The 23,642-nt window shown below is 36.0% G+C and carries 20 protein-coding genes; 19 read left to right on the top strand and 1 reads right to left on the bottom strand.

Annotation, left to right across the window (positions count from 1 at the left end):
• Positions 1–120 precede the first annotated feature (120 nt).
• Positions 121–2,538, bottom strand: coding sequence for a hydroxymethylglutaryl-CoA reductase, degradative (locus AC4BB7_RS09845; RefSeq protein ID WP_490482904.1), 2,418 nt, complete (start codon positions 2,536–2,538; stop codon positions 121–123).
• 185 nt (positions 2,539–2,723) lie between these two features.
• Here AC4BB7_RS09845 and AC4BB7_RS09840 point away from each other — a divergent pair, with 185 nt between their 5' ends.
• From AC4BB7_RS09840 to AC4BB7_RS09750, 19 genes are all read left to right on the top strand, one after another.
• Positions 2,724–3,875: a hydroxymethylglutaryl-CoA synthase gene (locus tag AC4BB7_RS09840; protein ID WP_490482903.1), complete on the top strand. Its 1,152-nt coding sequence runs from the start codon at positions 2,724–2,726 to the stop codon at positions 3,873–3,875.
• Positions 3,876–4,096: 221 nt separating this feature from the next.
• The gene (locus AC4BB7_RS09835; RefSeq protein WP_490482902.1) at positions 4,097–4,639 is read left to right on the top strand and encodes a hypothetical protein; all 543 of its coding nucleotides are present in this window, start codon (positions 4,097–4,099) and stop codon (positions 4,637–4,639) included.
• 209 nt (positions 4,640–4,848) lie between these two features.
• A complete protein-coding gene (locus AC4BB7_RS09830) occupies positions 4,849–5,262 on the top strand; it encodes a MerR family transcriptional regulator (protein ID WP_490482901.1) in 414 nt (137 codons plus the stop codon).
• 119 nt (positions 5,263–5,381) lie between these two features.
• Positions 5,382–6,365 carry an aldo/keto reductase gene (locus AC4BB7_RS09825; RefSeq protein WP_086313336.1) on the top strand — a complete coding sequence of 328 codons (984 nt, stop codon included), beginning with the start codon at positions 5,382–5,384 and terminating at the stop codon, positions 6,363–6,365.
• A gap of 36 nt (positions 6,366–6,401) precedes the next feature.
• Positions 6,402–6,818 (top strand): cupin domain-containing protein, encoded by a 417-nt coding sequence (locus tag AC4BB7_RS09820; protein WP_490482900.1) that lies wholly within the window; start codon positions 6,402–6,404, stop codon positions 6,816–6,818.
• Positions 6,819–6,837: 19 nt separating this feature from the next.
• Positions 6,838–7,152, top strand: coding sequence for a carboxymuconolactone decarboxylase family protein (locus AC4BB7_RS09815; protein ID WP_490482899.1), 315 nt, complete (start codon positions 6,838–6,840; stop codon positions 7,150–7,152).
• Between the two features lie 191 nt (positions 7,153–7,343).
• Positions 7,344–8,030: an alpha/beta hydrolase gene (locus AC4BB7_RS09810; protein WP_086313330.1), complete on the top strand. Its 687-nt coding sequence runs from the start codon at positions 7,344–7,346 to the stop codon at positions 8,028–8,030.
• A gap of 260 nt (positions 8,031–8,290) precedes the next feature.
• The gene (locus tag AC4BB7_RS09805; RefSeq protein WP_490482898.1) at positions 8,291–9,532 is read left to right on the top strand and encodes a sugar ABC transporter substrate-binding protein; all 1,242 of its coding nucleotides are present in this window, start codon (positions 8,291–8,293) and stop codon (positions 9,530–9,532) included.
• Between the two features lie 115 nt (positions 9,533–9,647).
• Positions 9,648–10,532: a carbohydrate ABC transporter permease gene (locus AC4BB7_RS09800; protein ID WP_490482897.1), complete on the top strand. Its 885-nt coding sequence runs from the start codon at positions 9,648–9,650 to the stop codon at positions 10,530–10,532.
• 14 nt (positions 10,533–10,546) lie between these two features.
• Positions 10,547–11,377, top strand: a complete 831-nt coding sequence (locus AC4BB7_RS09795) for a carbohydrate ABC transporter permease (RefSeq protein WP_490482896.1) — start codon at positions 10,547–10,549, stop codon at positions 11,375–11,377.
• Between the two features lie 33 nt (positions 11,378–11,410).
• Positions 11,411–13,558, top strand: a complete 2,148-nt coding sequence (locus AC4BB7_RS09790; protein WP_490482895.1) for a glycoside hydrolase family 3 N-terminal domain-containing protein — start codon at positions 11,411–11,413, stop codon at positions 13,556–13,558.
• Between the two features lie 14 nt (positions 13,559–13,572).
• On the top strand, positions 13,573–16,878 hold the full coding sequence (locus AC4BB7_RS09785; RefSeq protein WP_490482894.1) for a GH36-type glycosyl hydrolase domain-containing protein: 3,306 nt from the start codon (positions 13,573–13,575) through the stop codon (positions 16,876–16,878).
• Between the two features lie 13 nt (positions 16,879–16,891).
• Complete coding sequence (locus AC4BB7_RS09780; protein WP_490482893.1) at positions 16,892–17,863, top strand: LacI family DNA-binding transcriptional regulator; 972 nt, start codon at positions 16,892–16,894, stop codon at positions 17,861–17,863.
• A 144-nt stretch (positions 17,864–18,007) separates the two neighbouring features.
• Entirely contained in the window at positions 18,008–18,433 is a 426-nt protein-coding gene (locus AC4BB7_RS09775; protein ID WP_490482892.1) for a MarR family winged helix-turn-helix transcriptional regulator, read from the top strand.
• A gap of 11 nt (positions 18,434–18,444) precedes the next feature.
• Complete coding sequence (locus tag AC4BB7_RS09770) at positions 18,445–19,350, top strand: magnesium transporter CorA family protein (protein WP_490482891.1); 906 nt, start codon at positions 18,445–18,447, stop codon at positions 19,348–19,350.
• Positions 19,351–19,543: 193 nt separating this feature from the next.
• Complete coding sequence (locus tag AC4BB7_RS09765; protein WP_490482890.1) at positions 19,544–21,517, top strand: BglG family transcription antiterminator; 1,974 nt, start codon at positions 19,544–19,546, stop codon at positions 21,515–21,517.
• 2 nt (positions 21,518–21,519) lie between these two features.
• On the top strand, positions 21,520–21,975 hold the full coding sequence (locus AC4BB7_RS09760; RefSeq protein ID WP_490482889.1) for a PTS sugar transporter subunit IIA: 456 nt from the start codon (positions 21,520–21,522) through the stop codon (positions 21,973–21,975).
• A gap of 18 nt (positions 21,976–21,993) precedes the next feature.
• Positions 21,994–23,331, top strand: coding sequence for a PTS galactitol transporter subunit IIC (locus AC4BB7_RS09755; RefSeq protein WP_490482888.1), 1,338 nt, complete (start codon positions 21,994–21,996; stop codon positions 23,329–23,331).
• Positions 23,332–23,355: 24 nt separating this feature from the next.
• Positions 23,356–23,640: a PTS sugar transporter subunit IIB gene (locus AC4BB7_RS09750; protein ID WP_086313310.1), complete on the top strand. Its 285-nt coding sequence runs from the start codon at positions 23,356–23,358 to the stop codon at positions 23,638–23,640.
• Positions 23,641–23,642: the final 2 nt, after the last annotated feature.

Raw genomic sequence — 23,642 nt, 5'->3', positions numbered from 1 at the left:
CCAAATTCAGCTATAACAATTTTGGCGAGCGAAAAGTCAATATGAAAAAACTAAGCAAGTAGCTAATGAAGAGCATCTACAGGCTTAGTTTATTTTTGTTTGTTATGTCTACATAAATGATTATTGTCTCAGTTCTAATAAAAACGCTAAGGCTTTGTCTTGGTTCATCAAACCAGTTTTTAGTTTTTCAGCGATGATGTCGATTTCTGTGCCTTTTGCACCAACAGACATTGCTAGAGAGCGAGCTTGTAAGGACATATGACCTTGTTGAATACCTTCTGAGACTAGTGCCCGTAAAGCAGCTAAATTCTGTGCTAAACCGACGGCGGCAATTACTTCCGCCAATTCTTTTGCAGTTGTTACGTTTAAAATCTCTAAAGCAGCCTGGGCTTTAGGTAAAACATTAATGGCACCGCCAACGGTTCCAATCGCCAATGGTAACTCAATTGTACCTTTTAAACCATATTCAGTAAGTTCCCAGCGGCTTAAACCATGATAGCTGCCTGTAGCAGCATAGGCATGAGCTGCGGCAGCCACTGCACGAGTATCATTCCCAGTTGCTAAGACTACAGCTTCGATGCCATTCATAATGCCTTTATTGTGTGTGGCCGCACGATAAGGATCTATTTGAGCAAGTTGCGAAGCTGCTGCAATTTTCTTCGCAACTAATTTTCCAGCTTCTAAATCACCTGTTTTACTTAAACTAGTAAATGAAACATCACAAGTAGCGGTTACTATCGATTCAGTTGCATAGTTGCTTAAAATGCTAAATAATATATCAGCATCAAACCATTGACGGAATAAATCAGTGACACCTTCTAAAATGGAATTAAGGATATTGGCTCCCATTGCGTCTTTAGTATCAACAAGTAAATCTATTGATAAATAGCTGCTATTCTCTAGGAAATGACGGATTTGGATTCTTTTTAAGCCGCCGCCTCGTTTCACGATAGAAGGGTAGCTTTTTTCAGCTTGGGCGAAAATTTCTGCCGAGAACTGGTTGATTTTTTCTTCTATTGGTGCTGAATCTGTAACATTCATAAAAACAATTTGACCGCGTAAAAGTCCTTCTGCCAATTCACTTTGAATGCTGCTAGATTGTTGAATCATTTTTGCTCCGTTACTACAGGCTGCAATGACAGATGGTTCTTCTGTTGCCATAGGGACTTGATAGCTTTTATTATTTACTAAAATATCCGGAACAATACCCATTGGTACGGCCAATTCACTGATTTGATTTTCAATCAAATGATTAGCGGTATCTTCATCTAATGATATATTTTCTAATTCTTGCTTGCTTTCTATAGAAAGATGACCTGTTGTTTGTAAAAATGTTAATCGTTCCTCTTTGGATAGTTGATAAAACTTTTTATCTGTTTTGGTTTGTTGAGGACGCTCAATCAACATAGCAAGCCCAAGGCCTCCTCCAACACACAGCGAAGCCACTCCATAGCGACCATTGATGTCTTCTAATTGGTGAGCTAAAGTTGCTACGATGCGCGTTCCAGAAGCACCAATCGGATGACCTAAGCTAATGCCACCGCCCCAAATGTTGAGTTTTTCTTCAGGTATCTTTAGTTCATTTTGAACAACAATAGAAGAAGCGGCGAACGCTTCATTGATTTCAAATAAATCGATATCTGGAACTTTTAAATTGTTGCGTTCTAATAAGGTTTGAACAGCCTTAATTGGTGAGATGCCCATTATACTTGGATCAATACCAACCTCAGTAACATCTTTGACAATAGCAATATAAGGAATCTGATGTTTTTCTGCAAACGATTTAGAAGCCAAGATCATTGCTGAAGATGCATCGTTGATTGTTGAGGCATTTCCTGCTGTGACAGAACCGTTTTCTTTAAATACCGTTTTTAACGTACTTAGTTTTTCTAAAGTTGTATCTTTTCGAATACCTTCGTCGTAATCAAAAATAACGTCATTGATCGTCAAAGGAACTATTTCTTTCACAAACTTTCCTTCTGATTGTGCTTTAGCTGCCTTTATTTGGGAATGTGCAGCAAAACGATCCTGCATTTCTCGTGTGATGTTAAACTGTTCAGCAACATTTTCCGCCGTCAAGCCCATTGCTTTACCGCTAAAAGCATCGGTTAAGCCATCTACCATCATAGTTGGAGCAGGTTTTGAATAAGTGTCTTCTTCTTTGTACGTGATAGCAGGAGCAGTTGTCATGCTTTCTGTTCCACCAGCCAAAATAACGTCAGCTTGACCTAATTGAATAGCTTGTTTGGCTAAGCTGATTGCTTTCATGCCAGATCCGCACACTTCATTTACAGTAAAGGCAGGGACATCAAAGCCTAATCCACTGTTGAGTGCAATTTGTCTTGCAGGGTTTTGTCCATTTCCGGCCTGTAATACGTTTCCAAAAATGACTTGTTTTATATGTTCTGCGGCTTTTGTATTCCTTATAAGTAACTCTTTTGTAACAGCTGTTCCTAGTTCAACTGCAGATAATGATTTTAATTGTCCTCGGTACTTGCCGATAGGCGTTCTCAAGGCGTCGATAATTACGATTTCCACGACGTCACCTCCACTATGAAATATACCATGCTTTGTGAAAAAAGAATACTCTATAAACCATAATAAAAAAACTTCTGAAATTCTTTAACAAATTTTAAATTGTTCTTATTTCTACCAATCTTACTCGAATTTATGATAAATTATACTATGTAATGAATTGAGAATAACGACAAAGGAGATATACAATGAACGTTGGCATAGATAAAATTAGTTTTTTTGTCCCACCATACTACGTAGATATGACCGATTTAGCTTTAGCGAGAGAGGTAGATCCAAATAAATTCCATATTGGTATTGGACAAGACAAAATGGCAGTAAATAAAAAAACACAAGATATTGTGACTTTTGCGGCAAATGCTGCAAAAAATATTTTAGCGGATGAAGATAAAGAACAAATCGATATGGTGATCGTCGGTACAGAATCTGGCATTGATGAGTCAAAAGCTTCTGCAGTTGTTTTGCATCGCTTGTTAGGGATCCAACCATTTGCGCGTGCTTTTGAAATGAAAGAAGCTTGTTATGCTGGAACGGCAGCTTTGCAGTATGCTGTTGCGCATATTAAAAGTCATCCGAAAAGTAAAGTGCTAGTCGTTGCCTCTGATATTGCAAAATACGGCTTAGCTTCTGGAGGAGAACCGACACAAGGAGCAGGAGCGGTGGCAATGCTTGTTTCCGCTGATCCAAGAATTTTACAGTTAAATGATGATAGTGTGGCACTGACACAAGATATTTATGATTTTTGGCGGCCCGTTGGACATGATTATCCAATGGTGGATGGACAATTATCTAATGAAACTTATATTCAAGCTTTTCAAAAAATTTGGGAGGAATATCAGAGCCGTCATAAAAAGACAATCGCTGATTTTGATGCACTAGCTTTTCATATTCCATATACAAAAATGGGAAAAAAAGCATTGTTAGCAGCTTTAGAAGATGAGTCACCAGAAGAACAAGAACGAATTTTAGCTAAATATGAAGCAAGTATTGTGTACAGTCGGCAAGTCGGCAATTTATATACAGGTTCATTGTACCTTGGGTTGATTTCATTATTAGAAAATGGTCAATTGAATGCGGGTGAACAAATTGGATTATTCAGTTATGGATCTGGTACTGTAGCGGAATTCTTTAGTGGAAAGTTAGTTGAGGGATACCAACAACAATTACTTGCAGATATCCATCAAAAACAATTAGTAGAACGAAAAAGATTATCTATCGCTGAATATGAAGCAATGTTTAATGATGTTTTAGATGCGGATATAGACAGTAACTACGAAGACTCACTTCTTTACAGCATCGCTTCCATCTCAAATACGGTTAGAACTTACAAGGAAAAATGAAGCTTTTCTTTAAGACAGACAGTTTAAATACTTCTTGTTGCATTCAATCAAACTGAATGCAGCAAGAAGTATTTTGTATTTCTGTAATTTTATAGCTATCCCTGCTAAATTATACCCTTGATATAACATTAAAAAACGAAAGTGAATAGAATAAAGTTATCATCACTGTATCAGATAAGTGATACAGTGATCGAGAGATGAACTGATAAAAGGAGACAATGATGAAAACTATTTATATTTTATTAACTCGTTCTAAAACGTATATTTCACGACTGATTCATTTGGCTACGTCAGATGATTACACACATGTTTCTATTTCTTTTGACAAAACGTTGACCCAATTCTATAGTTTTGGTCGTAAACATACCCATTTTCCTTTACCAGCAGGGTTAGTTCAAGAAAGCTTGACCAATTGTTTTTTTGGCTATCACAAAGATATGCCGTGTGCCTTGTATGAATTGAAAGTGCCAAAATCGGTCTTTGCGCACGCCATGAAAGAAGTTCAACGAATGATAACAGAAAAAGGACAATATCGTTATAGTATCATTGGGCTAGTATGCTGCAAGTTTTCGATTCCATATCAAAGAAAAAAATATTATTTTTGTTCTCAATTTGTGGCTGAAATATTAGAAAAGAGTCAGGCTGTTGTGTTGCCAAAGCCAGCGGAATTAATAAGACCTGTCGATTACATGAATATAGCAATGGGGGATTGTTTGTTTACCGGTAAAATTAGTGAGTTAGTTGCTAGAGTTGCTACTTTTTAGTTATCATCAAATTGAAAGTTTTATCTGATGATATATTATTATTTTTGAAGCAGATCCCAAAAGAAATTGCCCGATGATGCACAATAAAGACGTTATTTATCGTATGAGATGTTTTTCAAATTAATAAGAGAGTTTGTAAAAGATTAGAAAATTGTACTATAATAAAATAGTAAAAGACCTAAGAGCAGTGCAAAGGGGAGGAATAAGACTTGAATATAAAGAAAGTTAGTGAGTTAAGTGGTGTTTCTGCTGATACGATCAGATATTATGAACGTATTGGGTTGATTCCGCCTGTGAAGCGTAGTGCTAATGGAATTCGTGATTTTGATGAGGAAGATTTACGCTGGATCGTTTTTAGTAGACAGATGAGAAACGCTGGGTTATCTATTGAATCCTTAGTGGAGTATTTAACTTTATTTCAAGTAGGAAATGAAACCGTTCCTGCGCGTAAAGAAATCATTGCCGACCAAATCAAGGAATTAAAGAAAAAAGCATCAGAATTAAACACAGCAATTGAACGGTTGGAGTTTAAGTTTGATAATTATGAGGAACATATGATTCCAGCAGAAAATGCGTTAAGAGATTTTAATCAAAATAAAGAACAAACAATAAAAAACTTCTAAACATCTTTGTTTGGAGTTTTTTTTAATTTAGTAAATAAATCACTTGACTTAGAGTTCACTTTAAGAAGTAAACTGTATTTATCAGGAAGAAAAATGAACTACTATAAGGAGGAATTTTAATGGACTATGTTAAATTTGGCAACACAGGAATGGATGTTTCAAGAATTTGTTTAGGTGCAATGGGCTTTGGTGATCCAAATAGTGGGTTTCATGAGTGGGTATTAGAGGAAGTAGAGAGCAAAAAGGTGATTAAAAAAGCATTGGATTTAGGCATTAATTTCTTTGATACAGCGAATGTTTATTCCTATGGTGCTAGTGAACGAATTCTTGGAAAAGCGCTAAATGAGTATGCCAATCGGGATGAAATCGTTGTGGCAACGAAATTATTTACCACGATGAAAAAGAATGTTCCAAATAGCGGTGGGCTTTCAAGGAAAGAAATATTCCATCAAATTGATGCTAGTTTAGAGCGATTAGGTATGGACTATGTTGATTTATATATTATTCACCGTTGGGATTACAATACACCTATTGAAGAGACGATGGAGGCACTACATGATGTAGTGAAATCTGGAAAAGTTCGCTATATCGGCGCTTCGGCCATGTTTGCTTGGCAATTTGCAAAAGCGCAAGCAGTAGCTGACAAAAATGGTTGGACAAAATTTGTTTCGATGCAAAATCACCTGAATTTGTTATATCGTGAAGAGGAAAGAGAAATGCTACCGTTGTGCGAAGATCAAAAAATTGCTGTTACACCATATAGTCCATTGGCGTCAGGACGTTTGACACGCGATTGGAGTGCTCAAACAAAGCGTTTTGAAACGGATAAAACAGCGATGTCAAAATATGATACTACAGCTGAGCAAGATCGTATTATTGTTGAGCGAGTTGCTGAAATTGCAGAGAAACGTGGCGTTGAACGAGTACAAATTGCTTTAGCATGGTTACTTCAAAAAGGACCAGTTGTAGCGCCAATCATTGGTGCTACTAAAGAAAGTCATTTAACGAATGCGATTCCAGCATTGGATTTAGTGTTAACTGAAGCTGAAGTGTTATTTTTGGAAGAACCTTATGTTCCACATGTTATTGTTGGACATAATTAAAAGGGGATAAAAGGTTAGTAGTTGGAGGAATAGGAAATGGCTAAATTTGAAGAAGTACAAAATGGTGTGATTTTTCCAGTAGGAGAAAAAAATGAGACGTATGCTCAATATTTTGTTGGTCAAAGTTATCTAAAAAACTTAGTTGCAGATCCTAACATTAATGTGGGCGTAGGGAATGTTACTTTTGAACCTGGTTGTCGTAATAATTGGCATATCCATCATAATGGGTTTCAACTGCTGCTTGTTACAGGTGGTGAAGGCTGGTATCAAGAAGAGGGCAAACCTGCTCGGTTTTTAACAGCTGGCGATGTTGTTGTCACTCATGATGGCGTAAAACATTGGCACGGTGCTGTAAAAGATAGCTGGTTTGAACACTTAGCGGTTACTGCTGGAACACCAGAATGGTTAGAACCTGTTGCGGATGAAGTGTATGATGCGCTAAAAAATGAATAAAAGATGGGAGTCCTACTTAATGAAAAAACAAACAGCTGATAGAGACCAACTAGGAGCATTTGCACCGAAATTTGCAGAATTAAATGACGATGTATTATTTGGAGAAATTTGGTCAAGAGAAGAGGAATTATCACCACGTGAACGTAGTTTAATTACTTGTTCAAGCTTATTAACCCAAGGAGTGCCGCAGTTAAAACCACATATGGAAATGGCGAAACAAAATGGTGTAACTAAAGAAGAAATGGTGGAATTGATCACTCATTTAGCTTTTTATACGGGATGGCCAAAAGCATGGTCAGCATTTGCTCTTGCAAAAGAAGTTTTTGGCGAATAGAATGGCTTTTACTTATTAAAAAAGTGGAACGCATGTATCATCTAGCGTTCCACTTTTTTATGCTAAATTTTCATTAAGTTTAATCAAGAAATGAAAAATAAGTAGGCTTAAATAAGGTAAAATGGTAAAGTGAACTATAAAATAATTGCTTCTATGCAAAATTCATTCATCTAAAAGGAAGAGGGGACAAAATGAAAAAAAGAGCAATATTGATTATTCATGGCTTCGGCGGTAATGAGAAAGAAATTTTGTTTTTACATGAATACTTAAAACAAAGTGATCTTGATTCATTTTGGATTCAATTGACTGGACATGATGGAAATAAACAAAACTTTTCAAAAGGAACTGCCAATCAATGGGTAGCAGATGTTGAAAAGAAATTAGATAAACTTGAAGAAAATTATACACATATTACTTGCATTGGTTTTTCAATGGGAGGATTATTGACGATTCAAGTTTCAGAGAGAGAATCAGTAGATCAAATAGTTTTGTGTAGTACACCGATTTATCTTTACAATGTTAATGTAATTGCACAAGACATCGTCAAAGGGGTATTCTTCAAAAAGCAAGAAACATTGAACTATTACCTCGGTTCAGCAAAAACAGTGTCGATTCGTCCATGTATTCAGTTTTTGTCCTTACTTCAAAAAACAAAGAAAAAAATGAAAAAGAATAGATTAACTAAGAAAAATAAAAAGATGCTCATTTTACAAAATAGGCAAGATGAAACGACATATTATAAAAGTGCCTATTACCTTGCGAAAGCTAGTAATGCAAAAGTATCGTTGAAAATGTACGAGAATGGACGACACCAGTTATTTTTAGGCGAAAATAAAAATCAGGCTGTTGAAGATATTAAAACCTTTATTACTCAATAAATATGTGACTGTGATACATATCATTTCATTATTTAAAAATCTCATGGGCGAACAGGGCTATTGAGGTTTTTTATACTTTACGAGATATTAGTTCAGTAAAACGTTTTGGTGAAACGTTTTTATTTCGTTTCCAGAATAAAAGGATGGTTTTGCTCTTTTTTATAAAAAACAAGAAAAGAAAACGCTTGCTTTTAATTGGGATAAGGAATATAATCATTTTTGTAGAAACGTTTCACTAAATAATATTGAGGAGTGGAAGTATGAAATCATGGAAAAAGCTTTGCTTACTTGGAACAACTTTATTGGTAACTGTAGGTGTAATGGCAGCCTGTTCTTCGGGGAATAAAGAAAGCGCTTCAGATGAACTGACATTTTGGTATATGGGTGATGGAGATCAAGGTATCAAACCAATCGTTGATGAGTTTACAAAGGAATCAGGGATCAAAGTCAAAATCCAAAGTATTCCGTGGTCTACTTCCAGAGATAAATTATTAACTGCGGTGGCTTCTAAAGAAGGTCCAGATGTTGTGCAAATGGGGACCACTTACATGAGTGAATTCGTTGATGCGGGCGCTTTGATGGATATAACAGATGATGTGAAAAAAAATGATGTGATGAAATCAGATAATTTCTTTGACGGTTCAGTGGCTACGACAGAATTTAATGGACAAACATACGCAGTGCCTTGGTATACCGAAACTCGCGGATTGTATTATCGAAAAGATTTGTTAGAAAGTGTTGGTTACAAAGAAGCACCTAAAACGTGGGATGAGTTAGCGGATGCAGCGAAAAAATTGGCAGCACGCGGTGATAATAAATATGGTTTTGGTGTTGAATTGAAAGAACCAACCTTCGGCTTTATGTTTGCTCGTCAAAATGGCTCGAAATTATTTGATAAAGACGATAAACCTTTATTCAATCAACCAGAAATGGTTGATGCTTTAAAATTTTTAGATAAGTTAGTTCAAGATGGTTCAGCGCCTAAAACAGATCTTGGTTTAGAAATTGGTCAAAGTTTTGGTGGTGAAGGCGTTGTCCCAATGTTTATCAGTGGCCCGTGGATGATCAATAGTATTAAAGATTCAGCACCTGATATCGAAGGGAAATGGGGAGTTGCTGAATTACCAAAAGGTCCTGTGAATAATACGTCTGTGACAGGTGGGGCCAACTTAGCAGTTTTCAATAGTTCTAAGAAAAAAGAGGATGCAATAAAATTGATCGAATATCTATCTAAACCTGAAAATCAAACAAAATTCTTTGAAAGTACAAATTCACTTCCAACCAATAAAGAATCTTGGAATTCTGATGTGTTCAAGAGCGATCCGTTAATTTCTGTTTTTGGGAAACAATTGAATGAATCGCAACCAATGCCGTTATTAAAACAATGGGATGAAATTTCTCAAAACTTTATGAAGCAATGGGAGCAAGTTGTTGTAAGTGGAAAGAATCTTCAAGAAGCAATGGATGAACTGAACGAACAAACGGAAAGCTTGATTAAATAGTCTAAAGGAGAAGGAGGAACAAAAGCCTAGAATATGTTATCTATTACTTACTAAAGTGTAGAGGCAAAAACTATCTTTTGTTCCTTTAGTTGATTTGGTAAGGAGGAACAAAGCGATGAAGAAGTCAAAATCGCCATATTTTTTTATAGCTCCAGCCGTTGCATTATTGCTTATTTTTTCAATCATTCCGATTTTTATTGCCGTAACAATCAGTTTTACAGATATGAGTTTAGCTGGCTTGGCTGATTTTTCACGAATCAATTTTGTTGGTTTTGATAATTATTTGAATATATTTAGTGACAAGGTTTTTGGGCAAGCCATGTTCAATACAGCTTATTATGTCGTCATAGGTGTACCTTTAGTTATTATTTCTGCATTAGCATTAGCCATTATGATCAATTTTGGTGAAAATAAATTTTTCTCTTTTATGCGTTTAGTGTTTTATAGCCCATCGATCACTAATACGGTTGCAGTATCCGTTGTCTGGATGTATTTATACAATCCAACGATTGGCTTACTAAATCATTTATTAGCGTATATAAATGTTGGTCCGATTATGTGGCTAACAGATCCGAGTACATCGAAGTTTTCTCTGATTATTATAGCTGTTTGGAAAGCAATCGGCTTGAATATGTTGATTTTCTTAGCAGCAATCCAAGGAATTCCAAAAGAATATTATGAAGCGGCAGAAATTGATGGTGCTAATAAATGGCAGCAAATTTTAAAAATCACTATTCCGCTTTTAAAATTTTCTATTTTCTTTGTGACCGTAACGACATTGATCGGTTGGTTCCAATTCTTCGATGAACCCTTTGTTATGACTAAAGGAGGGCCACTTGACAGTACCTTATCTGTTGCCTTGTTTATCTATCAAAGAGGTTTCCAATACAACAAATTCGGGTATGCAGCAGCAGGCTCCGTGATTTTATTCATTGCGATCATTATTGTGACCAGTATTCAAATGAAAATCCAAACGAAACAAAAAGAAAATGAAGGATAAAAGGAGAGAACGTTATGAATTCACATAAAAATGCACAAATGAGTTTCAAGCTTTTTATAGGTATCCTTCTAGGCGTTCTAGGTATTATGACCTTTTTCCCATTTCTTTGGATGATTTTTTCTTCTTTTAAAACGAATGCGGAAATCAATCAGATCGTTCCTAGTCTATTTCCAAAAAATGCGACTTTCGATAATTTTAAAGAGCTTTTTATCAGGCTTAATTTTGGAACCTATCTTAAAAATACTCTGATCATAACAGCTTGTTCATTCGTAGGGTTATTACTAAACGCGATGGCGGGATATGGTTTTGCCAAGTTTGATTTTAAAGGGAAAAATTCACTTTTTCTAATGGTGTTAGCAACTATGATGATACCAGGGCAAGTAACAATGATTCCTGTGTATTTACTTTTAAACTCAGTTGGTTTAACGAATACCTTGATTGGGATTGTGTTACCTGGATTAGCGGGAGCTTTCGGGATTTTTCTTTTCCGACAGTTTATGAACAATATATCTAATGAAATGCTTGAAGCAGCTCGATTGGATGGAGCGAGCGAATGGTACATCTTTTTCAAAATCATCTTACCTGTAAGTCGTCCGATTTTGGCTGTTCAAGGGATCTTAACCTTTATTGGCGGCTGGAATTCATTTTTATGGCCGTTGATCATCGCCAATGATGAAAAGTATTATACGTTATCGGTGGGCTTACAATTATTACAAGGACAACATGGCTCAAATTATGCCTTACAAATGGCAGGAGCAACATTTATGGTGATTCCGATTTTAATCGTTTTTTCGATTTTCCAAAAGTATATTTTACAAGGATTTAATGTATCAGGAATGAAGTAACAAAGGATAATATAAAGGATAAGGTGAATAAATATGGAGCAAAAGCAACTAATAGAGTTATTGAAGCAAATGACCCTAGAAGAAAAAGTAGGTCAATTACTTCAATTAGCAGCAGAATTTTACTCAGAAAAAGCTGAAGAAAAAACAGGGCCTATGACGGATCTCGGTTTGACGCATGAAGATATCAACAATGCTGGAACAACACTAGGCATCTCAGGAGCGAAAGAAGCGATTCGTGTACAAAAGGCCTATATGGAAAACAATCGACTGGGAATTCCCACTATTTTGATGGCCGATATTATTCATGGATTCCGTACGATTTTTCCAATTCCGTTGGGGTTAGGTAGTTCATGGGATGTGGATGTTGCTGAAAAAGTTGCAGAAGTTTCAGCGAAAGAAGCCGCTGTCTCGGGGTTACATGTGACATTTTCGCCAATGGTAGATTTAGTTCGTGATCCTCGTTGGGGGCGTGTCATGGAATCAACTGGAGAAGATCCTTTTTTAAATAGCCGCTTTGCAGAAGCCTTTGTTAAAGGGTATCAAGGTGAGGACTTACAAAATGATTTCTTCCGTGTAGCTGCATGTGTTAAGCATTTTGCAGCATATGGAGCAGCAATTGGTGGACGTGATTATAATACGGTCAACATGTCTGAAAGACAATTACGAGACAGTTATTTACCAGGTTATAAAGCAGCACTTGATGCAGGCGCTAAGTTAGTGATGACGTCATTTAATACGGTAGACGGTGTTCCTGCAACTGGGAATAAATGGCTATTTAGAGACGTATTGAGAAAAGAATTCGGATTTGATGGTGTGGTGATTTCTGACTGGGGAGCTGTGATCGAGTTGATTCCTCATGGTGTAGCAGCAGATAAAAAACAAGCAGCAGAACTTGCGATCAAAGCAGGTGTTGATATTGAAATGATGACGACTTGCTATACCGAAAACTTAAAAGAATTGATTGAAGAAAAGATCGTTGATGAAGCAATTCTTGACGAAGCAGTTTTAAGAATTCTGACATTGAAAAATGATTTAGGTTTATTTGAAAATCCTTATCGTGGCGCAGATGAAGCCTTAGAAAAAGAGCTGGTTTTGTCGAAAGAACATCGGGAGATTGCGAAGGATGTTGCAAGAAAATCGATTGTTTTACTAAAAAATGAGGGGATTTTACCGTTATCTAAACAGGATAAAGTTGCCATTGTAGGACCTGCTGCTGCTTCTAATGATGTTATTGGCGTATGGTCTTGGCAAGGGAAAAAAGAAGAAGCAATTTCTTTAGGGCAAGGAGTGGCGCAATTAAATGCAGATTATCGGATTGGAAAAGAAGCCTTTGATTATTTTAAACCAAGTCAGGCTGCAATCGATGAAGCCGTTTCCTTAGCTAAAGGAGCAGACAAAGTAGTTTTAGCGCTTGGAGAAGAAGACTGGATGAGTGGTGAAGCGTCAAGTCGTAGCGATATTCGTTTACCACAAGCTCAACTAGATTTATTCAATGCTATTCAGGCTGTAAACGACAATATTATTGTTACCCTTTACAATGGCCGTCCACTTGATTTAAAAGGAATTGATTCAGCAAAAGCCATCGTTGAAGCTTGGTTCCCAGGAACAGAAGGTGGTGCCGCATTAGCTGATATTCTTTATGGGGAGTATAATCCAAGTGCTCGTCTAAGCATGTCATTCCCTGAAACAGTGGGACAAGTTCCTGTGTATTATAATTACGACAATACAGGTAGACCATATAAACCAGGTGATGAAAAATATGTATCCAAATATTTAGATGTTTCAAACTTTGCCAAATATCCTTTTGGTTTTGGCTTGAGCTATAGTGAATTTACCTATACTGACTTTCATTTAAGCTCGGATGAAATGAAGCCAGATGAAACAATTACTGTATCCGTTACTGTGGAGAATCAGTCAGAAATATCAGGACAAGAGACTGTCCAATTGTACGTACGCGACAAAATCGGTGAAGTCGTTCGTCCGGTACAAGAATTAAAAGGCTTTAAAAAGATAACGCTTCAAGCTCATGAGAAAAAGACAGTTCAATTTGACATTACCGAAGAACTTTTGCGCTATGTGCATGGTGATCAAACATTTGTCAGCGATGCTGGGATCTTTGATGTAATGGTTGGTGCAAATAGTAGAGATGTAGCAACAAAAACCTTTAAATTATTGAAATAGATAGGAAGATTGAGATGGCGTATCAAAAACGAACGATTGAAAATGGTGGAACAACGGTTTCGTTTTTAGAAACTGGAGATCTTTACGAAATAATGCATGGAAATATTATGGTCAATCAACTGAACGGAAATCCATTGGATGGTAGCTGTAACCAGATTTATCTTAGAGTTTATAATGGAGCTAGTATTCAGTCAGTGCCAATGATCGGGTCTAACTCAAAGAGTAAATTTCAAATATCAAAAGAACAAGCTTCATGGAGCGGCACATTTTTAGATGTTTCTTATCGCGTCGATTTCCAAATTGCTAAATCAGGCATTTGGTTTTGGCAGGTGACAGTGCATGGATCTGGACAAACAATCGATGTCATCTATGGACAAGACATTGGTAACGCGACTAAAGGAGCTGTTCAATCAAATGAAGCCTACATGTCACAATATGTAGATCACCATGTTACAAAAGAAAATGACACTATTACGATATCGTCTCGACAAAATCAACCGCAAGAAGGAAACTTCCCAGTAGTCGAACAAGGAAGCCTGAATCCACTAGTCGCTTTTTCAACAGATGGGTATCAATTTTTTGGACGTGATTATAAAGAAACAAATCAAGCTGTTGCATTGACACAAAAAATGCTAGCGAATGAAGTGTATCAATATGAGTTTGCTTATATTGCGTTACAAACGGAACGCTTTGAAATGATGGATCAAGAGATGATAGTCGTATTTTATGGAGCGCCAATAGCAAATCAGCAATCGGTCATTCAACAACCACTTATTTCTAAAGAAGTTATCAAGGAAAATTATGACTCATTAAAAATAGAAAATAATGCTGGACAAGGAAAGGTTAGTGAGAAAAACATCGGTGATACTATCACAGGTGAGACATTTTCAGAAAAAGAGCGAAACCAATTATTTCCTACTCAAAACCTAATTGAAACAGTCGATGGGCAAATCGCTTCTTTCTTTACTGACGAGTATCATCATGTTGTTTTGAAAGAAAAAGAAGTTGCTATGGAGAGAGCACATGGGCACATTTTACTGAGTGGAACGGAACTTGATGTGAAGCATCCAGTGCTTAGTACAACAGTCTATATGTACGGCATATTTAATTCTCAGATCGTTTTAGGCAATACCTCAATGAATAAGCTAATGAGTAATAGCCGTAATTCATTAAATGCTATAAAACAATCAGGGCAAAGGATCTACATCAAACAAGGAGATCTTTGGCGACTGTTAACAATGGCATCTGCTTTTGAAATGGGATTAAACTCTGCCACATGGTATTATAAATTAGAGAATGATATAATTACCGTGAGAACGTTTACGTTGTGTGATACAAGAGAAGTCATTACGGAAATAAAGAGTCAGCAAAAGAGACATTACACCTTCGCTGTAACGAATCACTTGGTGATGAATGCCGATGAAGAAGAGCCAGCTTATACGATAAACAAAGTAAAGGATTTGGTGACAGTAAAAGCGTCAACGGATTCTGTTATCCATCAAGAATACCCAGAATTAACCTACTACTTTTCTTTGGATAAATCTTTTGAATTGACGGATGAAAGTTTGTTTTTACCTAATGAATCATCGGAACGATTGGCTGTATTTGTGATTGAAGAGCAATCAGCGTTTTCTATGCATATTCAAGGAACCTTGACAGGCGAAGCTTACGACGTGGTAGACACTACGTATCAATCAGAAAACGACCAATTCTTAACTTTTGTAAATGATTTATTGAATCATTTCAAGTTAGCCCATGCAACGGAAGAAGTCGAAACAATGAATGTCTTAGCTCGCTGGTATACTCATAATATGCTAGTCCATTATCTTTCACCACATGGATTGGAGCAATATGGGGGCGCTGCTTGGGGCACAAGGGATGTTTCACAAGGACCAACAGAATTTTTCTTTGCGGTCAATCGCCCAGAAGTTGTGCGTTCGATCATTCAAAACGTCTATGCGAATCAGTTTGAAAATGATGGAAACTGGCCGCAATGGTTCATGTTTGACCGCTATGAAAAACAAAAAGCTGATGAAAGTCACGGGGATGTGATTGTTTGGCCGATGAAAATTGTTGCAGATTATTTAGCTAAGACAAAAGACTTTGGGATTTTGGATGAAGAAATTCCTTATACAGATCGTTCAACATTTTTAAAAACAAAAGACCGGTATCGTCTATTCGACCATGTAAAAAAAGAAGTTCAATTTATTGAGGACAATTTTTTAGAAGGAACGTATCTTTCTTGTTATAGTGATGGTGATTGGGATGATACTTTACAACCATATGATAATAAGTTGAAAAAATATATGGCAAGTAGTTGGACGGTTGCTTTGACGTATCAAGTAGTGAAAAAATTAGCAGATCTATTAAAAGAAGTTGATGTTGAATATGGCGAGCATTTATATGAACTAGCTCTAAATATCAAAAAGGATTTTGAAACCTATATTTTATCTTCTGAGACGATTCCTGGGTTTGTCTATATGGAAGATACAGAGCATGTAGAATTTATGATTCATCCAACCGACAAAAAAACGGGGATCCAGTATCGTTTACTACCTATGACACGGAGTATGATAGCTGAGCTGTTAACAACTGAACAAGTTGAGCATCATTATGCTATTATTAAAGAGCATTTAGAATTTCCCGATGGCGTTCGTTTGATGAATCGGCCTGCTGTTTATCGAGGCGGTGTAAGTACAAACTTTAAGCGTGCAGAACAATCAGCTAACTTTGGTCGTGAAATTGGGTTACAGTATGTCCATGCTCATATTCGTTTCACTGAAGCAATGGCAAAGTTAGGGAAGACAGATGAAACATGGCAAGCATTGAATCGAATCAATCCGATTCAACTAAAAAATCACGTGAAAAATGCGGAAATTCGACAAGCAAATGCCTATTTTAGTAGTTCTGATGGAGATTTTAAGACTCGCTATGATGCGCAAGAAAATTTTGGCAAACTAAAAACAGGGCAAGTTGGTGTCAAAGGTGGTTGGCGAATTTATTCCAGCGGACCGGGGATTTATATGAACCAGTTGTTGACAAATGTATTAGGTATTCGTGAAGATAGGGAGAATGTGATTTTTGATCCAGTATTGCCGGATAGTTTAAATGGTTTGAAAATGACCTATCAGTTAGCAGGAAAAGATGTACAAATCGTATTTCATTTGACTGGTCAAAAAGAGTTCATTTTGGTAAATGGCACAGAGCTTTTGACCAAGAGAGAGCAAAATCCATATCGCCAAGGCGGATTGGTCGTTCCATTGGCTGACTTTACGACATTATTAGATAAGCAAGAGAACCAAATAGATATTTTTTGTTAGGAGATGAGCGTACATGGTAGGGATCAAAGAAATTGCAAAAAAAGCAGGGGTATCGATTTCAACTGTTTCTTATGCGTTAAATGGCAGTTCCAAAGTTACTGAAGCAACTCGAGCAAGAATTCAAGCGATTGCAGAGGAACTGGACTATGTTCCTAACATGGCTGCTCGTACCTTAAAAAGACAGCAAACCAATATAATCGGTGTATACCTTGCTGATTATGGAGGCAGCTTTTATGGTGAATTATTAGATGGAATCAAAAAAGGGTTAGAAGCCCAGAACTATGAAATGATCGTCTGCAGCGGGAATAAATCACACTTGTTCATTCCAGAACGAATGATCGATGGTGCAATTGTGTTAGATTGGACATTTAAAAATAAAGAAATCGAACAATATGCGGATCGAGGGCATTTTCTTGTCATTTTAGATCGTTTGATCACCCATAAAAATGTTCGAAAAGTTTTGTTAGATAATAAAGGCGGTGCTACGTTAGCGATTGAGAAGGCAGTTGCCTGTGATACGAAGAAATTATTTTTAGTATCAGGTCCTGAAAAGAGTTATGACGGCCAGGAGCGGCTAAATGCTAGTATGAAAGAACTAGAGCGATTTGGCATTGAGTATGAGATTATTTCAGGTGACTTTACAGAACCTTCAGGCTATCGTGCAGCAAAAGAAATCATGGAAAAAGAACAACGTTTTCCTATAGATATCTTTGCACTGAATGATGAAATGGCTATTGGTATTTACAAATATTTTAAAGAAACATCATACGAAATTGGGAGAGATGTTCGTGTGATTGGTTTTGATAACATTGATATCAGTGCCTTTGTTCAGCCGCGATTAGCAACGATTTCTTACTCTAAACATCGTTGGGGGATGCTGGCAGCTGAAAAAATTATTCAGTTGATTGCGGGAGAAGAAACAGAAGATGATCATATTTATACAAGTTATATAGAAGGAGACTCATTTTCTGATCGCAATGAGTGACGTAATATGCATAGTAGAACAATCAGTTAAGAGTAGGACAAAAACAGATAATTAGTTTTTGTCCCGCTCTTTTTTAGTTTATTTTTAGATAGTTGTAAATTAAAGTGTTTTGATTTAAACTATTTAAGAAGAGGTGATGATAGAATGTCTAATCAGGAGAGCCTAGCAGAAAAAATTTATCAGATAAGTATTTTGCAACAAAATTATGTACTTCAAAGATTCAAAGAATTACAATTAAATAGTTTACAAGCGCGTAGTATCAGCTATATATTTCATCATCAAGGATCAATGCAACGAGAGTTAGCAGAGTATTTAGGTAAAAAGCAGGCAACAGTTACGAATATCTTAAAAGGGTTAGAAAAACGAAATGTAGTCTATCGTAAAATCCCCAAAAACAATGAGCGACAGAAAAATATCTTTCTTACGACTGATGGTGAGCAAGTAGCACATCAAGTAAGTCTGATTTTTAAAGAGCTAGATGAAAAAATTTGTAATGGATTAACGCAAGAAGAACAAGACATGTTTCAACTGAATCTTACTAAAGTTGAAATGAAGTTTTTTGAAAATTAGGAGGTTTTTTTATGATCACAGAAAAAAAGTTTGGAAATAAAGAAAATATTTGGATCAATATCAATTCTGATCAGATTGCGATTGATTCTGATTTATATAAGCAATATGGTATTGATAGTGAAATCATTTCGTATGCATTAGATAGAAATGAGCGAGCCCGTATCGAGTATGACAGTGAACTGGATGCGTTCATTTTGATATATAATGTTCCACAAGCTAAAAAAAACGACAATCATTATGAAGCTGTCCCAATGACATTTCTCATTAAAAACAACCAATTATTAACAATAACAAATAGTGAAAACACCTATATTATTCAATATATGGGAAAATACTTACAAAATAATTTGGATATTTCAGTATTTAAATTTTTATTTTCAAGTTTATTTATGATTACCGATAAATTTTTTCCTGTGATAGAAGAAATGAACAGAGAACGAAATCATATTAATGATATGTTAAAAGAGAAAACGACTAAAAAGAATTTATTAGCGTTGTCAGATGTTGAGACCGGCGTTGCCTACTTTATCTCTGCTACAAAACAAAATGCTGTTTTACTAGAACAAATTAAAACAAATGCGATTTTTCAGTCACTAAACGAAGTTGAGAAAGAGCAATGGGAAGATACTTTGATTGAAGCCAGACAATTGGTAGAGATGGCTCAATTGACTTCTCAGGTTTTACAGCAATTATCAGGTACGTATAATAATATCTTAAATAATAATTTAAATGACACAATGAAAATTTTGACGGTGCTTTCTATTTTATTGACGATTCCAACGATCGTAACAGGTTTTTTCGGAATGAATATGCCTTTACCATTGGAACATAATATTTTAGGTTGGGTGATTGCAATCGGTATCAGTTTGATAGGGTGGTTTGGGTTATCATTTATTTTACGTCTGATTTTAAAATAATAGCGAAACGAGTCACTAAACAGTGTAGGGAAATTATTTCCTGATACTGTTTTTTTATTTTTTCTTTCTTAATGAATAAAATAACGACCGTGCTAACGATTTCCACATTAATGTGGAAATAGAAGATGATTTACTATCTATTCAAATATTCGTATACTCTACTTATGGAAAGCGCTTTCCGGAGGTGTGATAAATGGAAAAACGAACAAAACGAGAAAATGAGTTGATTCGTTTACTGCTGCATCAAAATGAATACCAAGCAACAAACTATTTCAGTGAGAAGCTCTCTGTATCAAATAAGACGACGTATACTGACTTAAAGAATATTGAGACTTATCTTAATGAAAATGGGGTAACGATCGATCGCGTTCCAAGAAAAGGAATTTATTTAATTGGAAGCAAAGAAATGAAGGAACGTTTAAAAAGTATGATCCAACAAGATCGTGTCCTTGTCCTAGAGGATGAGGAATATTCACCTGCTTATCGACAATTGATCATGATTTCATCGATTTTACTGTACGGTGAAAAAATAACATACGACGATTATGCAAAGCAATTTTTAGTCAGTAAACAATCGATCAAAAAAGATATGGATGAAGTGTTGCATTACTTAAAAAAGACAGAACTTCTTGAATTGAATGAGCGTAGAATCAATGCTTTAGAAAAAGAAACTGCGATTCAAAAGGTCTATAAGAAATATTTAGTACGCTACAGTAAAAAATATCATCCACATGTTGAAAAGAGTCCCAGAGGTAGTTTGAATTTTCTTGCTGAAATTATTGAACCAAAAATTCTTGAAATAGTGAATGATTTCATTGAGAAAATAATGATTCATACCGGTAAAATACTAAATGATTATTTTGTTTACTCTTTAAAATTGTCACTGATTATTTTTCTAACAAGACTTAAAGCAGGGCATCATGTGGAAAAGCAAAATGAATTTGTCTTTAAGGATTTACAGAAAATGCAACTTTATATGGTTGCTCTAAATTTTTCAGATGAAATCAATCAAGAGTTAAATTGTCTTTTTTCTAAGAATGATATCCAATATGTTTGTTCATTGTTATTCGCTCACAGTGTTGTACCAGGAATATCAGACTTACCAGTTGATCAAAAAATGAGTGCTGTCACAAATGCCTTGATCAATGAAATGACACACTTACTTGATATAAAAGTCGATCAAGATGAACAACTATTTCAGTCATTGATTGCTCATATCATGCCAATGCTTCATAGATTAAAAAACGATATTTATGTAAGGAATCCGCTTAAAGAAAGTATCAAGAAGCAATATACTACAATGTTTACATTGACACAATTTGCTTCTGCCGTATTTGAAAAATACTATTTACTTTTTTTAAATGAAGATGAAGTATCCTTTTTGACGATTCATTTTCAAGTAGCGTTTGAAAAAATTCAATCAACGAAACATGTTTTGATTGTATGTGGTAACGGATTAGCAACATCCGAATTGATTTTTAATCGTATCAAGCAAAATCTACCTGCAAGCGTTATTGTTGAAATTGTGACAGAAAAACAGCTACTAGAAAATCCAGTAGATGATATTGACTTGATCATTGCAGCAATTCCACTCGAAATAGAGAAAATTCCAGTTCTTCATGTTTCTGCTTTACCTACTGCAGAAGAAGTGGCAATGATTGCAACTTATTTATCCAATATTAGTGAAAATGAAAAAACGTTCACCTATTCAAAAGAAAATAGCACAATTTCTTTGATTCCATTTATTCAAAAAGAATTAATTTTCTTAGAACAGAGTTTTTATCGAAAAGAAGAAGTTTTGGCTTATTTAATTCAGCGATATCAAACGCTAGGATTGGTCAATGAAGGTTTCGAAGAGTCGATAATTCAAAGGGAAGAACTAGGGAATACTAGTATTGTCAGTGGTGTAGCGATCCCGCACAGTGCACCAGATACAGTTAAAGAAACCAAATTATCTTTTATGACAACAAAACAACCTATTCAGTGGGGAATAAATCAGGTTCGACTGATCGTGACCATCGCAATTGCAGAAAAGGATATGGTCATAGCCAAAGATTTGGTTTCAGCTTTATATGACAGAATTGATTCAAAAGAGTGCGTGGATCAGATCATTCAAAGTCAAAGTGTGGAAGAACTAATGACTTGTTTAAAAAGGAGGGAATGTTGAAGATGTATTTTAATAGTGAGATTGCTGAATTTCAGGTAGAAGTTAAAGATAGAAATGAAGCATTTCGACGGTTAACGAAACAATTAAGAGAAGAACAGTTTATCACAGATAGCTTTCTCGAACATATTATTGAAAGAGAAGAACGTTTTCCTACAGGACTTCCTGTTACGAATATTGGCGTCGCAATTCCGCACACGGATAGTGAGTATGTAAAAAAATCACAAATTGCCTTTATGTCTTTAAAAGAACCGATCACATTTTTTGAAATGGGAACCTCAGATAAGCCAGTAGCTGTTCATATGATTTTTATGCTGGCATTGAAAGAACCACATGAACAATTGGAAATGTTGCAGAAGCTGATTGAGATGATTCAAAATCCAGAAACAATGGAAAATTTATATCATTGCCAAACGAAATCAGAATTTATTGAAATTATTCATCATGTTGGCTTAGCTTAAAGAAATGGGGGAAATAACATGTTAGATGCATTACAGTGGTTTGTTGACTTGGGTGCCATCGTCGTTTTACCGATCTTGATTTTTGTATTTGGTATGATTCTCGGGACCAAACCGGCTAAAGCCTTTACATCTGCTTTGACGGTCGGCGTTGGGTTTGTAGGGTTAAATTTAGTGATTGATTTATTGAGTAGTAGTTTAGGACCAGCAGCGCAGGCAATGGTTGAGCGCTTTGGTTTGAATTTAACGACAATCGACGTAGGATGGCCAGCGGCTGCGGCAATTTCGTACGGAACGGTCTTAGGAAGTTTAGCAATTCCAATCGGCGTGTTACTAAACGTAGCCTTGATTATTTTAGGGTTAACGAAGACCTTAAACGTGGATATTTGGAATTTCTGGCATGGTGCGTTTATTGCGTCGTTAGTCTATGCTTTAACTGGTAATTTTGCGATTGGAATCGCAGCAACTGTGGTTTACATGATGATGATTTTGTTGTTTGGTGATATCTTGGGACCAATCGTGAAAAAATTCTATGGTTTCCCTAATATTACATTTCCTCATGGGACTGCGGCTCCCGGCTTCATTTTTGCAATACCAATGAATTGGCTGTTTGACCGTATTCCTGGAATAAAAAATTGGAAAGCAGATCCTGAAACAATCCAAAAACGCTTTGGTATTTTCGGTGATTCAACTGTGATGGGCTTTCTGATTGGGTTAGTGATTGGGCTCTTTGCAGGATATGATGTTGCAGGCGTTGGTCAATTAGCAGTGAAAACTGGCGCAGTAATGGTTTTGATGCCAAAGATGGTTGCACTTTTAATGGAAGGATTGACACCAATTTCAGAAGCAGCGAATGAATTTGTGAAGAAACGTTTTCCTGGAAGAGAATTATATATTGGGATGGATGCAGCATTATCAGTAGGACATCCAGCCGTTCTATCATCTTCTCTATTATTAGTTCCAATTACAATTTTATTAGCTGTTATTTTACCAGGAAATACAACCTTACCGTTTGGAGATCTTGCAACGATTCCTTTCTTAGTTTGTTTAATGGCCGCAGTTTTTGCTGGAAATATCGTTCGAACAGTTATCGCAGGTTCAATTTATATGGTCAGCATTCTTTATATTACTTCTTGGGTCGCACCATTAGTGACGATGTCAGCCAAGGCTGCAAACTTTGACTTACAAGGAAATTCAAGTATTACAGCACTAGCTGAAGGTGGTTTATGGACGACATGGATGTATGTTGGCTTGACAAAACTATTGAGCTGGGGTGGGTTAGCCATCATAGGCGTAGTTGTTTTATGCGGAATGATCTATGTGAATAAAATTTTACCCAAAAGACAAGCAATTAAATAAACGAAAAGAGAGGAAGTATGGATAATGAAAAAAATGTTGATTATGTGTGGGACAGGTGTAGCTACTTCTACAATCGTAACAAACAAAGTGAAAGATTGGTTGAAAGAAAAGGGTTATGAAAACGATGTGAAATTATACCAATCAAAAGTCGCAGATGAGATGAACAGAATTGATGATTATGACATCATCGTTAGTACAACAGTCGTACCAGATAAAATCAAGGATAAAATAATCATGGGGTTACCGTTATTGACGGGAATGGGAACTGAGGAAATGTATCAAGAAATCGAAGCTAAAATCAAAGAATAGGA

This window comes from Enterococcus sp. AAFC-DPL-5182, from assembly GCF_058216605.1.
This window is presented reverse-complemented; position numbering and strand designations above follow the sequence as displayed.

What these genes read in the sequence shown, in the direction of transcription:
- AC4BB7_RS09755 (WP_490482888.1), top strand. Translation starts at nt 21,994, where the DNA reads ATGTTAGATGCATTACAGTGGTTTGTTGACTTGGGTGCCATCGTCGTT.
- AC4BB7_RS09785 (WP_490482894.1), top strand. Translation starts at nt 13,573, where the DNA reads ATGGCGTATCAAAAACGAACGATTGAAAATGGTGGAACAACGGTTTCG.
- AC4BB7_RS09780 (WP_490482893.1), top strand. Translation starts at nt 16,892, where the DNA reads ATGGTAGGGATCAAAGAAATTGCAAAAAAAGCAGGGGTATCGATTTCA.
- AC4BB7_RS09795 (WP_490482896.1), top strand. Translation starts at nt 10,547, where the DNA reads ATGAATTCACATAAAAATGCACAAATGAGTTTCAAGCTTTTTATAGGT.
- AC4BB7_RS09840 (WP_490482903.1), top strand. Translation starts at nt 2,724, where the DNA reads ATGAACGTTGGCATAGATAAAATTAGTTTTTTTGTCCCACCATACTAC.
- AC4BB7_RS09825 (WP_086313336.1), top strand. Translation starts at nt 5,382, where the DNA reads ATGGACTATGTTAAATTTGGCAACACAGGAATGGATGTTTCAAGAATT.
- AC4BB7_RS09815 (WP_490482899.1), top strand. Translation starts at nt 6,838, where the DNA reads ATGAAAAAACAAACAGCTGATAGAGACCAACTAGGAGCATTTGCACCG.
- AC4BB7_RS09805 (WP_490482898.1), top strand. Translation starts at nt 8,291, where the DNA reads ATGAAATCATGGAAAAAGCTTTGCTTACTTGGAACAACTTTATTGGTA.
- AC4BB7_RS09790 (WP_490482895.1), top strand. Translation starts at nt 11,411, where the DNA reads ATGGAGCAAAAGCAACTAATAGAGTTATTGAAGCAAATGACCCTAGAA.
- AC4BB7_RS09770 (WP_490482891.1), top strand. Translation starts at nt 18,445, where the DNA reads ATGATCACAGAAAAAAAGTTTGGAAATAAAGAAAATATTTGGATCAAT.
- AC4BB7_RS09810 (WP_086313330.1), top strand. Translation starts at nt 7,344, where the DNA reads ATGAAAAAAAGAGCAATATTGATTATTCATGGCTTCGGCGGTAATGAG.
- AC4BB7_RS09775 (WP_490482892.1), top strand. Translation starts at nt 18,008, where the DNA reads ATGTCTAATCAGGAGAGCCTAGCAGAAAAAATTTATCAGATAAGTATT.
- AC4BB7_RS09820 (WP_490482900.1), top strand. Translation starts at nt 6,402, where the DNA reads ATGGCTAAATTTGAAGAAGTACAAAATGGTGTGATTTTTCCAGTAGGA.
- AC4BB7_RS09800 (WP_490482897.1), top strand. Translation starts at nt 9,648, where the DNA reads ATGAAGAAGTCAAAATCGCCATATTTTTTTATAGCTCCAGCCGTTGCA.
- AC4BB7_RS09835 (WP_490482902.1), top strand. Translation starts at nt 4,097, where the DNA reads ATGAAAACTATTTATATTTTATTAACTCGTTCTAAAACGTATATTTCA.
- AC4BB7_RS09760 (WP_490482889.1), top strand. Translation starts at nt 21,520, where the DNA reads ATGTATTTTAATAGTGAGATTGCTGAATTTCAGGTAGAAGTTAAAGAT.
- AC4BB7_RS09750 (WP_086313310.1), top strand. Translation starts at nt 23,356, where the DNA reads ATGAAAAAAATGTTGATTATGTGTGGGACAGGTGTAGCTACTTCTACA.
- AC4BB7_RS09765 (WP_490482890.1), top strand. Translation starts at nt 19,544, where the DNA reads ATGGAAAAACGAACAAAACGAGAAAATGAGTTGATTCGTTTACTGCTG.